Annotated in this window: 13 protein-coding genes; 4 read left to right on the top strand and 9 right to left on the bottom strand. The window is 36.3% G+C overall.

Annotated features, from left to right (window positions below; all coding sequences use genetic code 11):
• Positions 1 to 24: 24 nt before the first annotated feature.
• The 3 genes from ptsP to TS1_RS11330 all read right to left on the bottom strand — a co-directional run bounded on the left by ptsP (position 25) and on the right by TS1_RS11330 (position 2,378).
• Positions 25 to 1,752, bottom strand: a complete 1,728-nt coding sequence (gene ptsP / locus TS1_RS11340) for a phosphoenolpyruvate--protein phosphotransferase (protein ID WP_068710614.1) — start codon at positions 1,750 to 1,752, stop codon at positions 25 to 27.
• Positions 1,752 to 2,018 carry a phosphocarrier protein HPr gene (locus tag TS1_RS11335; RefSeq protein ID WP_068710613.1) on the bottom strand — a complete coding sequence of 89 codons (267 nt, stop codon included), beginning with the start codon at positions 2,016 to 2,018 and terminating at the stop codon, positions 1,752 to 1,754. Before TS1_RS11335 ends, ptsP begins: the two co-directional genes overlap by 1 nt.
• A 162-nt stretch (positions 2,019 to 2,180) precedes the next feature.
• Positions 2,181 to 2,378: a hypothetical protein gene (locus TS1_RS11330; protein WP_068710612.1), complete on the bottom strand. Its 198-nt coding sequence runs from the start codon at positions 2,376 to 2,378 to the stop codon at positions 2,181 to 2,183.
• A 300-nt stretch (positions 2,379 to 2,678) separates the two neighbouring features.
• Here TS1_RS11330 and TS1_RS11325 point away from each other — a divergent pair, with 300 nt between their 5' ends.
• On the top strand, positions 2,679 to 4,904 hold the full coding sequence (locus tag TS1_RS11325; RefSeq protein WP_068710611.1) for an ATP-dependent Clp protease ATP-binding subunit: 2,226 nt from the start codon (positions 2,679 to 2,681) through the stop codon (positions 4,902 to 4,904).
• A gap of 140 nt (positions 4,905 to 5,044) precedes the next feature.
• The gene (locus tag TS1_RS11320) at positions 5,045 to 5,356 is read left to right on the top strand and encodes a DUF1827 family protein (protein ID WP_068710610.1); all 312 of its coding nucleotides are present in this window, start codon (positions 5,045 to 5,047) and stop codon (positions 5,354 to 5,356) included.
• Positions 5,357 to 5,426: 70 nt separating this feature from the next.
• Here TS1_RS11320 and TS1_RS11315 read toward each other — a convergent pair whose 3' ends face one another.
• Together TS1_RS11315 and TS1_RS11310 are read right to left on the bottom strand one after the other, a co-directional pair.
• Positions 5,427 to 7,007 carry a peptide chain release factor 3 gene (locus TS1_RS11315; RefSeq protein ID WP_068710609.1) on the bottom strand — a complete coding sequence of 527 codons (1,581 nt, stop codon included), beginning with the start codon at positions 7,005 to 7,007 and terminating at the stop codon, positions 5,427 to 5,429.
• A gap of 423 nt (positions 7,008 to 7,430) precedes the next feature.
• Positions 7,431 to 8,810, bottom strand: coding sequence for a hemolysin family protein (locus TS1_RS11310; protein WP_068710608.1), 1,380 nt, complete (start codon positions 8,808 to 8,810; stop codon positions 7,431 to 7,433).
• A gap of 190 nt (positions 8,811 to 9,000) precedes the next feature.
• On the opposite strand from TS1_RS11310, the gene TS1_RS11305 reads away from it, so the two are divergent.
• A complete protein-coding gene (locus TS1_RS11305; protein ID WP_068710607.1) occupies positions 9,001 to 9,435 on the top strand; it encodes a GNAT family N-acetyltransferase in 435 nt (144 codons plus the stop codon).
• Between the two features lie 28 nt (positions 9,436 to 9,463).
• On the opposite strand, the gene ntdP is transcribed toward TS1_RS11305, so the two are convergent.
• The 3 genes from ntdP to recX form a co-directional block, all read right to left on the bottom strand.
• Positions 9,464 to 9,997: a nucleoside tri-diphosphate phosphatase gene (ntdP, locus tag TS1_RS11300; RefSeq protein ID WP_068710606.1), complete on the bottom strand. Its 534-nt coding sequence runs from the start codon at positions 9,995 to 9,997 to the stop codon at positions 9,464 to 9,466.
• 86 nt (positions 9,998 to 10,083) lie between these two features.
• Complete coding sequence (gene mutY / locus TS1_RS11295; protein WP_068710605.1) at positions 10,084 to 11,235, bottom strand: A/G-specific adenine glycosylase; 1,152 nt, start codon at positions 11,233 to 11,235, stop codon at positions 10,084 to 10,086.
• Positions 11,225 to 12,022: a recombination regulator RecX gene (gene recX / locus TS1_RS11290; protein WP_068710604.1), complete on the bottom strand. Its 798-nt coding sequence runs from the start codon at positions 12,020 to 12,022 to the stop codon at positions 11,225 to 11,227. Before recX ends, mutY begins: the two co-directional genes overlap by 11 nt.
• A 104-nt stretch (positions 12,023 to 12,126) precedes the next feature.
• On the opposite strand from recX, the gene rlmD reads away from it, so the two are divergent.
• The gene (gene rlmD / locus TS1_RS11285) at positions 12,127 to 13,503 is read left to right on the top strand and encodes a 23S rRNA (uracil(1939)-C(5))-methyltransferase RlmD (RefSeq protein ID WP_068710603.1); all 1,377 of its coding nucleotides are present in this window, start codon (positions 12,127 to 12,129) and stop codon (positions 13,501 to 13,503) included.
• 116 nt (positions 13,504 to 13,619) lie between these two features.
• Here the strand turns inward: rlmD and TS1_RS12625 are convergent.
• Positions 13,620 to 13,872 (bottom strand): hypothetical protein (locus tag TS1_RS12625; protein WP_169792382.1); only part of this gene is annotated, 253 nt, incomplete at its 5' end.

Raw genomic sequence — 13,872 nt, 5'->3', positions numbered from 1 at the left:
ATTTTTCTTTATTTTAACGAAAAATTAGTTCGTATATTCTTCTACTAATGCAATAACTTCATCTGCAGTATCGCAATTATTTAATGCGCGTTCAGAAAGTTCCTGCATTTTTTTACTATCCAATCTTTTCATCAAACTACGTGTTTTCAAAATAGAAGTTGCACTCATGGAAAACTCATCTAACCCAATTCCCATTAATAAAGGAACAGCTATTTGATCGCCGGCCATTTCTCCACACATACCTGCCCATTTTCCTTCTTTATGAGCAGACTCAACCACATTTTTAACCAAGCGTAAAATTGCTGGATTATAAGGTTGGTACAAGTAAGAAACCTGTTCGTTCATGCGGTCTGCGGCCATCGTATATTGGATCAAATCATTTGTTCCGATACTAAAGAAGTCAACTTCTTTAGCAAAACGATCAGCTAAAACAGCAGCGGCAGGGATTTCAATCATAATTCCCACTTGAACTGAATTAGAAACGCCGTAGCCTTGGTCTATTAATTTTTCACGTTCTTCATTATATATTTTCTTAGCAGCACGAAATTCTTGTAAAGTAGCTACCATTGGGAACATAATTCGTAATTCACCGTAAACCGAAGCACGTAATAAAGCACGTAATTGTGTACGGAACATTCCTTCGCCTAATTGGGAAAGACTGATACGAAGCGCCCGATAACCCAAGAATGGATTCATTTCATTTGGCAAATCCAAGTATGGAAGTTCTTTGTCGCCACCAATATCCATCGTACGAACTACAACTGGTTTACCGTCCATACCTTCTAAAACTTTTTTATAAGCGTTAAATTGGTCCTCTTCAGTTGGAAAATCAGCAGAGTCCATATATAGAAATTCCGTACGATACAAACCTACAGCTTCAGCGCCATTTTCATGCGCACTATTTAGGTCTTTTGGCGTACCTATATTTGCGGCTAAATCAAAGTGTTGACCGTCATTAGTGACAGTTTTGGCATCTTTTAACTTTTCCCATTCTTTCTTTTGGGAAGCAAATTTCTCGCCTGCTTCAACATATTCAGCCTTTTGGTCTTCTGTAGGATTAACAACTGCGGTTCCTTCAATCCCATTTACAGCAACAATGTCGCCCTCTCCAGCTAATTCAGTCACTTTTTTTGTTCCAACAATAGCTGGAATTTCCAAAGAACGAGCCATAATCGCTGAGTGAGAAGTACGTCCGCCAATATCAGTAACGAAAGCTTTTACAAACTTACGGTCCAATTGAGCAGTATCACTTGGAGCTAGATCATGTGCGACAATTACAACTTCTTCATCAATCATTGAAGGGTCAGGCAAAGTTACCCCTAACAAATGTGCTAAAATACGTTTAGACACATCGCGAATATCAGCAGCACGTTCTTGCATATAAGAATTATCTTCCATTGCTTCAAACATGTCGATAAATGTATCGGTAACATCTTTTAATGCTTGTTCTGCATTCACTTTATTATCTGAAATATTTTGTTTAATTTGATCCGTCATTTCTGGATCATTTACCACCATTAAATGGGCATCAAAAACTTGTGCTTCTGACTCTCCTAAAGTTTCAGCCGCTTTTTCGCGAATTTTCTGTAATTCTTTTTCAGACGCTTTTAGAGCATCATCCAAACGAGATTTTTCTTTATCAGAGTCTTCTACAGTTACTTTTGAAAAACTTAAATCTGGTTCCACTAACAGGTAGGCTTTTGCAACAGCTACTCCATCGCTTGCCGCGATTCCCTTTAGCATTTCAGACATTATTCAGACAATCCTTCCTTTTTCATTGTATCTACAATTGCTGCCATTGCATCTGATTCGTCAGCGCCTTCTGCTGAGATTGTTACATCAGAACCTTGACCAACACCTAAGGACATTACACCCATGATAGATTTTAGATTTACTGATTTACCTTTGTACTCTAAGTTAATATCTGAGTTAAATTTACTTGCAGTTTGTACTAATAATGTTGCTGGACGTGCATGAATTCCTGTCTCAGCAATTACGTTAAAATCTTTCTTTTCCATATCGATCGATCTCCTTTGAGGTATCAAATTTTTGTGAGGGTTTTCTAACATTAAAGTTGAACAAAAAAAAATAGTTAATAACCCTTTCAATTGATAAGATTACCATTTTTTTGCCCATTAGACAACCGTTTTCCGACATAAATCAAATAATTACATATAATTTCACTTTTCTTGTTCCGCAGGGAAGTATTTATAATGAATCGTTCCGCTCAAGCCTGCTTTACCTACAAAAGAGGAGCGATCACTAAAGGATAGCCATGCTTTACGAAACTCCATAAAGTCTGCCTGTTCTACGATGACTTCAGCGATGTTTCCATCTTTTAACTCTTGTAGCTTTTTAGCAAATTCTTCTTGTGTCATCCGCTTCTCTCCTTTTTATATCTAATAAAAAATTATAGTCAAAAGAACAAATTCTGCAAGTTTCATTAATACAATATCATTATTTACTCTATAAATACTTTAAAGTGCTTTATTTTTCCTTCTGCAAGTCATTTAAACTGTCTTAAGAAATTTATGTTTTTCCAGTTCAAATGCTTGAAAATTATGCAAAAGATTGTATAATAGAATTTGAAAGGTCAAAGTTGGTCAATGTTTTTTGACATTAACTTACCTTTTTTCAAAGTGAAAGAACTTGAACGTAAAGAAAGGTTGTGAGATTCGATGCTTTGTCAAAATTGTGGAAAAAATGAAGCAACCATTCATTTATATGCCAATGTAGGCGGACAAAGACGACAAATCGACTTTTGTCAGAATTGCTATCAAAAATTAAAAAATCAACAAGAAAATCCTATGGGAATGCAACAAGATCCATTTGGCTTTGGAAATTTAGATGACTTCTTCCGTCAAATGTCTCAAATGCAAGGTGGAAATGGATACTATCAACAAACTCCTCCAACACAAGCAGGTGGCGGAAATAATATAAACGGCGGACAGCCGCCAAAAGATTCTGGCTTATCTGGTCTTTTAGGTGATTATGGAATTAATATCACCCAGCAAGCTAAAGATGGACAAATCGACCCAGTTGTTGGACGCGACGGTGAAATTAAACGAGTAATTGAGATTTTAAACCGTCGGACAAAAAATAATCCTGTCTTAATCGGAGAGGCTGGTGTCGGTAAAACAGCTGTCGTTGAAGGTTTAGCTCAAAAAATCGTTGACGGTGATGTGCCACAAAAATTAATGGACAAACAAGTTGTACGCTTAGACGTTGCTTCACTTGTTCAAGGAACAGGAATTCGTGGTCAATTTGAAGAAAGAATGCAACAATTGATCAATGAAATTAAAGAAGCAGAAAATATTATCTTATTTATCGACGAAGTTCATGAAATTGTAGGTGCAGGAACAGCAGGCGATGGAAATATGGATGCCGGAAATATCTTAAAACCAGCATTGGCTCGCGGCGATCTTCAAATGGTTGGTGCAACAACTTTAAATGAATATCGTATCATTGAAAAAGATGCTGCCCTAGAACGACGCTTACAATCTGTACGTGTTGACGAACCAACGATTGAAGAGACCGTCTCCATTCTAAAAGGGTTGCAACCACGTTATGAAGATTATCATCATGTAAAATATACAGATGAAGCCATTCAAGCAGCAGCAGATTTATCAAACCGTTATATTCAAGATCGTTTTTTACCTGATAAAGCGATCGATTTATTGGACGAAGCAGGTTCTAGAGAAAACTTGACAATCCAATATGTTGATCCAAAAACGATTGAGAAAAAATTAGAAGATGCTCAACGAGAAAAACAACAAGCTTCTAAAGAGGAAGATTATGAAAAAGCTGCTTATTATAGAGACCAAATTAATAAGCTTGAAAAAATGAAGGAAAAACAAGTAAATGACGAAAAAATGCCCGTCATTACTGAAAAGACAATGGAACAAATTGTCGAACAACAAACTAATATTCCAGTCGGTGAATTAAAAGAAAAAGAACAAAATCAATTGCGTAACTTAAGTAATGACTTGAAAAAACACGTCATCGGACAAGATGAAGCGATCGATAAAGTTTCTAAAGCTATTCGACGTAACCGAGTGGGGCTAGGCCGTCAAAATCGCCCAATTGGTTCTTTCTTATTTGTTGGACCAACAGGTGTTGGTAAGACTGAATTAGCTAGACAATTAGCTTATGAATTGTTTGGTTCAAAAGAATCAATGATTCGCTTTGACATGTCTGAATATATGGAAAAACATAGTATCTCTAAATTAATCGGTTCACCACCAGGCTATGTTGGCTACGAAGAAGCCGGTCAATTAACCGAAAAAGTTCGTCGAAATCCGTATAGCTTAATCTTACTTGATGAAGTAGAAAAGGCACATCCGGATGTATTGCATATGTTCTTGCAAATTTTAGATGACGGACGTTTGACCGATGCACAAGGACGTACAGTAAGTTTTAAAGATACTTTGATTATCATGACAAGTAACGCTGGTACAAGCAATGTCGAGGCAAATGTTGGCTTTGGCCCTGCCCGTGAAGGCGTAACAAACTCTGTATTAAGTCACTTGAAAGATTTCTTCAACCCTGAGTTCCTAAACCGTTTTGATGGTATTGTTGAATTCAAGGGATTAAGCAAAGAAAACTTAATGAAGATTGTTTCCTTGATGCTTGACGATGTCAATGACATGCTTGCTTATCAAAAAATTCATGTCGATGTTTCTCAAAATGTCAAAGAAAAATTAGTTGAACTAGGGTACGATCCTGCAATGGGCGCACGTCCATTACGTCGGACCATTCAAGAACAAATTGAAGATGGTATCGCTGAATATTATCTTGATCACCCAGAAAGCGCAGATCTAAAAGCAGTGCTCAACGATAAAGGTGAAATTGAAATCGAAGCGTCGGAAAATGCTACGGTTGAAAATAAACAAGAAAATAAATAAGCCTACCATTATTAACTGGAAAAGTACTTTTTATGTACTTTTCCAGTTTTTTTAATACCTAATGCTTTAAATTTTTTTAAAAGAAAAATATAATATATATGAAAGAGAAACCTAGCTGCAAAATTGTGAGGTGAAATAAAATGAAACTAGTCAATGTTACTAACAGCCATTCCAGACTGGTAAAACAGCAACTAGAAAATACAGATGCCGTGCTGGTAAAGGTATACACTGCAGGTGATACTTCTATTGTATACACTGAGGCCCCTCAGCATAATGAGCTTTTATTAGTAAATAATAAACGAACAATTAGACCATCTGAAATTGACGAAATCAAAGCTCGATTTTTAAAAAAACTATCTCCGGATTCCTATAATGAAGAAGACATCACAGAAATTGAAAATGATGGTATTGTTGAGATCTCTATCCCCAAGCTAAGTAAACAAAAACCTTAGCTTGTATCTTATAAAAAAACAGCTTAAAAAGTACTCTTTGCAGCAGTTCTTTTTAAGCTGTTTTTGTTTTTTATAATAAGCTTTTCAATTCAACATTAGGGTACTTATCAGCAAACCAACGCATAGCAAACTCATTTTCAAATAAGAATAATGGTTGTCCAAAACGATCTTTGGCCAAAATATTTCGACTAGAATGCATATTTTTGTCCAAATCTTTTGGATCTATCCAACGAGCAATTTTATGCCCTAGGGGTTTCATGACCACTTCCGAATTGTATTCATTTTTCATACGGTATTGGAAAACTTCAAATTGCAATTGTCCTACAGCGCCAATAATATAATCGTCTGTCAGATAGGTTTGATACAATTGAATCGCTCCTTCTTGAACTAACTGCTGAATTCCTTTATAAAATGACTTTTGTTTCATCACATTTTTAGCATTTACTTGCATGAATAATTCAGGAGTAAAAGAAGGTAACTCTTCATAAGCAATCCCTAGCTTTCCTTCATAAAGCGTATCCCCGACTTGATAATTTCCAGTATCATAAATTCCAATAATATCTCCAGCAACTGCTTCTTGAATGTTCTGGCGAGCATCTGCCATAAATTGGGTAACATTACTTAATTTCATCTTCTTGGCTGTTCGCTCTAAGGTAACTTCCATTCCCCGCGTAAAAGTTCCAGAACAAATCCGCAAAAACGCAATACGGTCACGATGAGCTGGATTCATATTAGCCTGAATTTTAAATACAAATCCTGAAAACTCTTCTTCATAAGGGTCCACTTTCTTGTCGTCTTGTGTCTTATGAGCCTGCGGTGCTGGCGCATATTCTAAGAAGGCTTCCAAGAAAGTTTGCACGCCAAAATTGGTTAATGCTGATCCAAAAAACACCGGTGTTTGGTTCCCCTCTTCTACTTTTTCTAAGTCAAAATCATCCCCTGCTTCTTGCAGCAATTCGACGTCTTCCACTGCTTGTTGGTAAATGCTATTTTGTTTTAACGGATGTTCATCAGCAATATTCCCGCTTTTATCAAGTGTAAGGAAACGTTTGCCATCGTAATTTTCTGGATGAGCTAACTCGACGCGCTCATTATGAATGTCATAAATTCCTTCCAGCCCTCTGCCCATACCAATTGGCCAATTCATAGGATAGGATTCGATATCAAGTAAATCTTCCAATTCCTCTAATAAATCCAAGGGTTCACGCCCATCTCGGTCCATTTTGTTAATAAAAGTAAAAATTGGGATACCACGTTGTTTAACTACCTTAAATAATTTTTTTGTCTGGGCTTCAATCCCTTTGGCACTATCAATAACCATCACTGCGCTATCTACTGCCATTAAGGTTCGATAGGTATCTTCTGAAAAATCTTCATGTCCAGGCGTATCTAAAATATTGACACGTTTTCCATCATAGTCAAATTGCATGACGGAGCTGGTGACAGAAATCCCTCGTTGCTTTTCAATTTCCATCCAATCAGATTTAGCAAAATTTCCCGTTTTTTTCCCTTTTACAGTACCTGCTTGTCGGATAGCGCCCCCAAAAAGCAAAAGTTGCTCAGTAATAGTTGTCTTACCAGCGTCAGGGTGGGAAATAATTGCAAATGTACGCCTGCTATCCACTTCTTTTTTTAATTCTTGTTTATCCATTTCTTATGTGAGTTGTGACATAAATACAAATCCTAAGCTATATTTGACAGATTTATCAAACATAAACATCCTCCATTAGCGACGAGTAATCGCAGAAGCTGTCTGTCTATAGCTATAATTCAAATACTCTGTTAGTAAAAGAACTTATGTCACAATCTCTCTCTCCTTTCATTCTAACTTGTCTTTTCACTCTTTATCTTGATAAATATGAACTTGATCAGTATATCATTTCGAATAACAAAAATAAATAAAAACAGACAGTCGGTTCATTCCTACAGCTTTTTTAAATTATCTTGTAAAATATATATTTAAAAGCACAAAAAAATACCCGAACTATATGAATAAGATGGTCCATAACCTTACAACAATCCCCTTATAGTTCGGATATTTAATTATTACCCATTTTATCAGAGCTTTTAGAGATTAACGACGTGGTTCATCATCGTCAAAATCTTTATGGAAAAAACGACGTTCTTCTTCAGGCTCTACACTTTCTGTTTCTTCAGGGTCATGAAATATAACTCTGATTTTTAAAACCCGCGGACCTACTGTCTGTTCTGATGCCAGAGTCAAGTTATCTACGTCAAAAGTTAACTTTTCTCCTTCTTCAGGAATTTCTCCTAAAGCTGTAATTAAGTAACCAGCCATCGTATCTACATCTGACATATGAAGGTTAGTATCGAAAGCTTCATTGAATTCTTCAATTAACATTCCACCTTGGATAATGTATTCTGAATCAGAAATCTTTTTATAAAGTGTTTCTACTTCATCTGATTCGTCATCGATTTCACCGACAATTTCTTCAAGTAGATCTTCTAAGGTCGCAATCCCTACAACCCCACCATATTCATCGAGTAAAATCGCCATCTGACTTTGCGTTTTTTTCATTTCATATAATAAATCATCGATAAAGATCGTTTCAGGCACAAATAACGGCTCTTGCAATAAAGAAAGTAAATCGAGATTGTCAAAGCCCTTTTTATAAGCCCCTTTTAATAAATTTTTCGTATGCAAAATACCAATTATTTTATCTTTTTCTTCATCAAAAATCGGAATTCGGGAATAGTTTTGATTTAGGATATCCTGGATTACGTCATTTACATCATCATTGATGTCAACCATATAAGTGTCTGTACGAGGAACCATCACTTCCCGTGCTACTTTAGTATCGAGTGAAAAAACTCCTTGAAGCATGGACAATTCTTCATCTTCAAAGACACCTTCTGTTTCCATCATATAACGCATTTCATCACGCGTCATTTTACTATCCTCGTCATCAAATTCCATAGGAGTAATTCGTGCGAGTAAATTCGTCGATGCTGATAGCAACCAAACAAATGGTTTTGCCACTTTTCCAATAATCCGAATAATTCCAGAAGTAAATTTGGCTACTTCTTCGGTTTTACTCATAGCAATACGTTTGGGGTACAATTCACCAAATACGATTGATACGTAGGTTAAAAGCATCACCATAATGATATGCGCAATACTTGCAGCTGCGGCTCCTCCACCTAAATATGGAGCAAGACGTTGAGCTAATTGTGAAGCAAGAGAAGCACCAGATAAGATATTCACCAATGTGATTCCGACTTGAATTGTCGATAAAAAATTCGTGGGATCTTTTAGTGTATGTAAAAGCTTTTGCGATTTTTGATCCCCATCTTCTGCTTGTTGTTCGATTCGACTTTTATTGACCGAAACCACAGCAATTTCTGATGCAGCTAAAAAAGCGTTCACTAAGGTTAAAACAAGTAATAGCAATATCTGTGCTATCAGCGACTGACTCCCGGGGTCAGCATTCATAATTGCATTCGCTCCTTATTTTTTCAAATTTTATAAAAAAAACGTGGTTTACAACCACAATAAAATGCTACCACAAAGCTTTTTTCTTTTCAATGAAAACCAATTCACATTACAAAAATGTTTACCTTTTATCCAGTTTATTTCTAGCCATCTTCTAATCAAAACGGTATAATCATCACGAGGTGATAATATGTATACCAGACACACAAACAATACTTTAAATAAAATTTACTCTGATGCTCTGGCAATCAGAAAGCAAGTTTTCATAGAAGAACAACAAGTCCCTCGTAAACGAGAAATCGATGCAGACGAACCACATGCCATTCACTTTGTTTTATATACCGAGCAAAAGGAAGCGGTGGCTACAGTTCGTTTGCTTGCGGCCAAACAAAATACTATTAAGCTACAACGTATGGCTGTTGTCAAACAGGCCAGAAAAAAAGGTTATGGCAAAATAATTATGAAAGAAGCGGAAAGCTATGCTAAAAATAATGGTTACCACAAAATCATTTTAGGAGCACAAATTACTGCACGTAATTTTTACCACAACTTAGGCTATCAAGAAGAAGGAGATTTCTTCTTGGATGCAGGGATTCAACATATCACAATGATGAAAAAAATATAAAAAGCTGCCGAAAAAATCGGCAGCTTTCTTATTTATGCGACAATTGCTTGTAGCGGTTATACCATATATCGACGTACCCTTCTGAGAAAGGTCCTTTTCCATTATTGATCCAGTCAACTAAAATTTTGACGTTTTCTTTTAAAATATAATCGATATTATTTGGATAGTGCATTAGTTTACCATGTAGTTCATACTCATCCACATCCAACAAACGTTTTTCACCATCCGGAAAAACTTTAATGTCCAAATCATAATCAATATATTTCAGTGCTTCTTCGTCTAAAATAAACGGCGAAGCTAGATTACAATAATAGGAAACCCCCTTTTCTCGAATCATTGCTACTATATTGAACCAGTACTTTTTATGAAAATAAACAATAGCTGGTTCTCGGGTTACCCAGCGCCTGCCGTCTGATTCGGTAACTAATGTGTGATCATTTAAACCGATCAACGACTGTTCACTGGTTTTCAATACCATCGTATCGCGCCACGTTCGATGCAAATTGCCATCATGTTTGTAACTTTGAATACTAACAAACTCGCCTTCTTTAGGCATTCTCATAGCAACCCTCACCTTACGAAACTCGTATTTGCTTGAGTGTTTTACACTGGCATCGTAAATATTATAGCAATAAATGTCATTGTTTTCTATAAATCTTGTCCAACTTTATGAGTTTTATGAAATTGTTGGATGATTTTTTGCTGTACTTTTGGAAAAACAACTGAAGAAAAAGAAGATTCCTCTATCCATTGACTATTTTCAGGAAAAAAATCTGAGCGGGCGCGTCCATAAAAAATCAGGATATGCCATTTCAAATGGCTAAATACATGGGTCACTTCCCCTAGATGTCTTTTTTGCCATACTACAGGCCATTCGCTAAAAATTTCAGGTGCCATATCTTCTGCGACCAGATCTAATGTTATCTGATTTGTGTCTTCTTTATACCAAAACTGCTTTAGTTCCTTATATTTTTCAGAGCTAACTTCTTCTAAGGGATAATGCCACATTCTAGCTAAAAGACCATTTTCAGGACGCTGTATTAATAAATGCTCATGTTCTTTGTTTTCGATCACTCCTGCGAGATAGTAAACATCTTTTGGTTTTGCTTTTTTTGTCTTCACAGGAAATTTATCATGGGCATTATGAGCACAAGCGTAGCAAAATGGTTGCAGCCATTCTGGACATTTTTTTGCAGATGGAGTAGAGACTGTAGCACCAACTTCCATGAGCGCTTGATTCATATCTCCAGGATTTTCTCGTGAAATAATTTTGCGAAGAATCTGGTCAAATATTTTGTATGTACTGGCTTTTGAGATATCTTCTTCAATACCAAACAGACGACTGATAACTCGCATCACATTTCCATCAATGGCAGGTTCTGGTAAACCAAAAGAGATACTTGCAATCGCACCTGCAGTATATGGACCAATACCTTTTAAACTTCGTATGTTTTCAACCGTGTCTGGAAATTCTCCATTAAACTTTTCCTGAATTTGTCTTGCTGCCACCCTTAAGTTGCGCGCCCTAGAATAGTAGCCTAACCCTTGCCAGACCTTTAATAATTTTTCTTCATCTGCCTTAGCTAAATCTTTGATTGTAGGAAACTCTTCCATAAAGCGATAGTAGTAATCAATCACCGTATCCACACGCGTTTGTTGTAACATAATTTCTGAAATCCATACCTTATACGGGTTCGTATCAGCACGCCATGGTAAATTCCTCTTATTTTGATAATACCAATCTAATAGAACCGTTTGAAAGGACTGGATTTTTTCTTCATCCCACATTTTACTTTTCATCTAATTCTTCCTTATCGATAAATTGTTGAATCAAATCCGTTGGAAAACCTTTTTGATATAATTTTTGCTTGATTTTCATTTTTCTCTTAGCTAGATCTTTGGTATGATCTTTCTGTAATAATTTTTGTCCTTCTTTTTGTAAAATTTCCCATTCCTTTGTTTCATCAATTTCATAGTCTAGCTGGTCAATCGCTTGCTGGACAACATCTGAATTAAAGCCTTTTTTAATTAAGTTTAAGCGTAACTTTTGTATAGTTTCTCGATAACTCTTCCCACGAATCTTTTTTAAGCCTTTTGCTGCCGTACGCCCAGCAATTTCTGCCTGCAATTCTGGCGTATATAGCTCCATTGCTTCGCTAATAAACGCTTCTTTTACTCCTTTTTTAATTAATTGTTGCCTTAAACTCGAAGGGCCCTTGTCGCTTAGCCGTATTTGCGTTCGTACATAGCTTTTTGCATATGTCTGATCGTTTATCACACCCAGTTCTTTTAAACGAGCGACAATTTTGTGGCGATCTTCTAAGGGGACTTCCTTTTTTTGTAAGTATGTTCTTGTCTCTTTTTCCGTCCTCAATTGATAACTAATATAATTTAAAGCTTCTTGCAAGCCATAGTCGTAACTGGCTTGCTCTTTAACTTCTGCTAATTTTTCTGCTGTTAACTCGCTGCCTTTTAGCAAGCGAAAACGAACTAATAAGTCTTCAGAAACTTTAATTTTTTCATCTGTGTCAATAACTACCTGATAAAAAATTCCTTTTAGTTTTCGAATACTTTTTACAGTATACATCTTTTCACTCCCTGTCTCTTCTTTTTTAGTTTAACATAACTTTTAACTAAAGAAATCCATTCTATGTTAGAATAAAGGCGAATTTAAAAAAGGAGCGTTTATTCGTGAATACACAAGTTGCTGTTGGACAAACCTTACAATTACAAATAAAAAGGTTGGGCATAAATGGTGAAGGGATAGGCTATTTTAAGCGTTTAATCATCTTTGTACCTAAAGCACTGCCAGGTGAAAAAATTACGGCTAAAATCACACAGACAAACCCTAAATTTGCACAAGCCTCCTTAATAAAGGTTTTGTGCAAAAGCTCAGACCGGGTTACCCCGCCTTGTCCATTTTATGATCGTTGTGGCGGCTGTCAATTACAGCATTTAACCTATAACAAACAACTAGATTTTAAACAGGATTTACTATTACAAGCATTAAAAAAATACCGACCTAAAGGATATCAGCGTTACCAGGTAAAACCTACTTTAGGAATGAGTGAACCATGGTATTATCGTAACAAAGCGCAATTTCAGTTAAGGTACAATCCAAAAACAAAGAAAGCAGAAGCTGGTTTATACGAAGCAAATTCACATCGTTTAGTCGCCATCGATGATTGTCCTGTACAAGAAAAAACAACCCAAAAAGTGATTAATACTGTCGTTCAATTGATTAATAAATATGAGTTGCCTATTTATGATGAACGTAAAAATTCTGGCATATTAAAAACACTCATGGTACGTATCGGTGTAAAAACAAACGAAGTACAACTCGTTTTTATTACACATACGAAAAAATTATTGAAAAAAAATACCTTAATAAACGAAATCAACCAACGTTTACCAGAAGTTGTTTCAATTATGCAAAACGTACAAGATAAGAAAAGCTCACAAATTTTTGGTGAGGAAACGATACATCTTTGGGGAAAAGAAACGATTGAAGAACAATTAAACGATTTGACCTTTGATTTATCTACCCGTGCTTTTTTCCAACTAAACCCACAACAAACAAGCATACTTTATGATGAAGCAATCAAAGCTTTGAATATTACACCAGACGAAACGGTCGTTGATGCTTATTGTGGTGTTGGGACAATTGGTCTAAGCGTAGCTGATAAAGCAAAAGAAGTTCGCGGCATGGACATTATTGACCAGGCTATCGAAGATGCTAAACGTAATGCTCAAAAGATGGGTTATACCAACACATATTATGAAACAGGTACAGCTGAAAAGCTCTTACCTAAATGGCTAAAAGAAGGATTTACGCCAGACAGCATCATTGTAGATCCACCCAGGACAGGGCTTGATGACAAACTATTACAAACACTTGTTGCAACACCACCAAAAAAACTTGTCTATATTTCATGCAATGTTTCTACCTTAGCAAAAGACCTGAGAAAACTAGCGAAGGTTTTTAAAGTCGAATATTTGCAATCTGTCGACATGTTTCCACAAACTGCGCGTTGTGAAGTGGTCACTAAATTAACACGTAAGTTTTAGGTTATCAAGAAGCAAAAGAACGAGAGTAATTGTGACAAATTTACTCTCGTTTTCCAGTATTCTAGAGGAAGTACGTAAAACTTACCCTAGTTTTTGCAAAAAAGGTATTTATCTTTTTAAATAAAGGGCCTGTGACATAAGTACCTTTGATAATAAAATATCCGAACTATAAGAGAGATTGCTCCTGCGGTTACTCGTCGCACGAATTGCACTGCTCCTGCGGTTACTCGTCGCACGAATTGCACTGCTCCTGCGGTTACTCGTCGCACGAATTGCATTGCTCCTGCGGTTACTCGTCGCACGAATTGCATTGCTCCTGCGGTTACTCGTCGCACGAATTGCATTGCTCCTGCGGTTACTCGTCGCACG

Origin of the sequence: Tetragenococcus solitarius NBRC 100494 (assembly GCF_001544195.1) — a bacterium.
GTDB lineage: Bacteria > Bacillota > Bacilli > Lactobacillales > Enterococcaceae > Tetragenococcus > Tetragenococcus solitarius.
The sequence above is the reverse complement of the archived record's forward strand: the minus strand, read 5'-3'. Positions and strand labels throughout refer to the sequence as shown.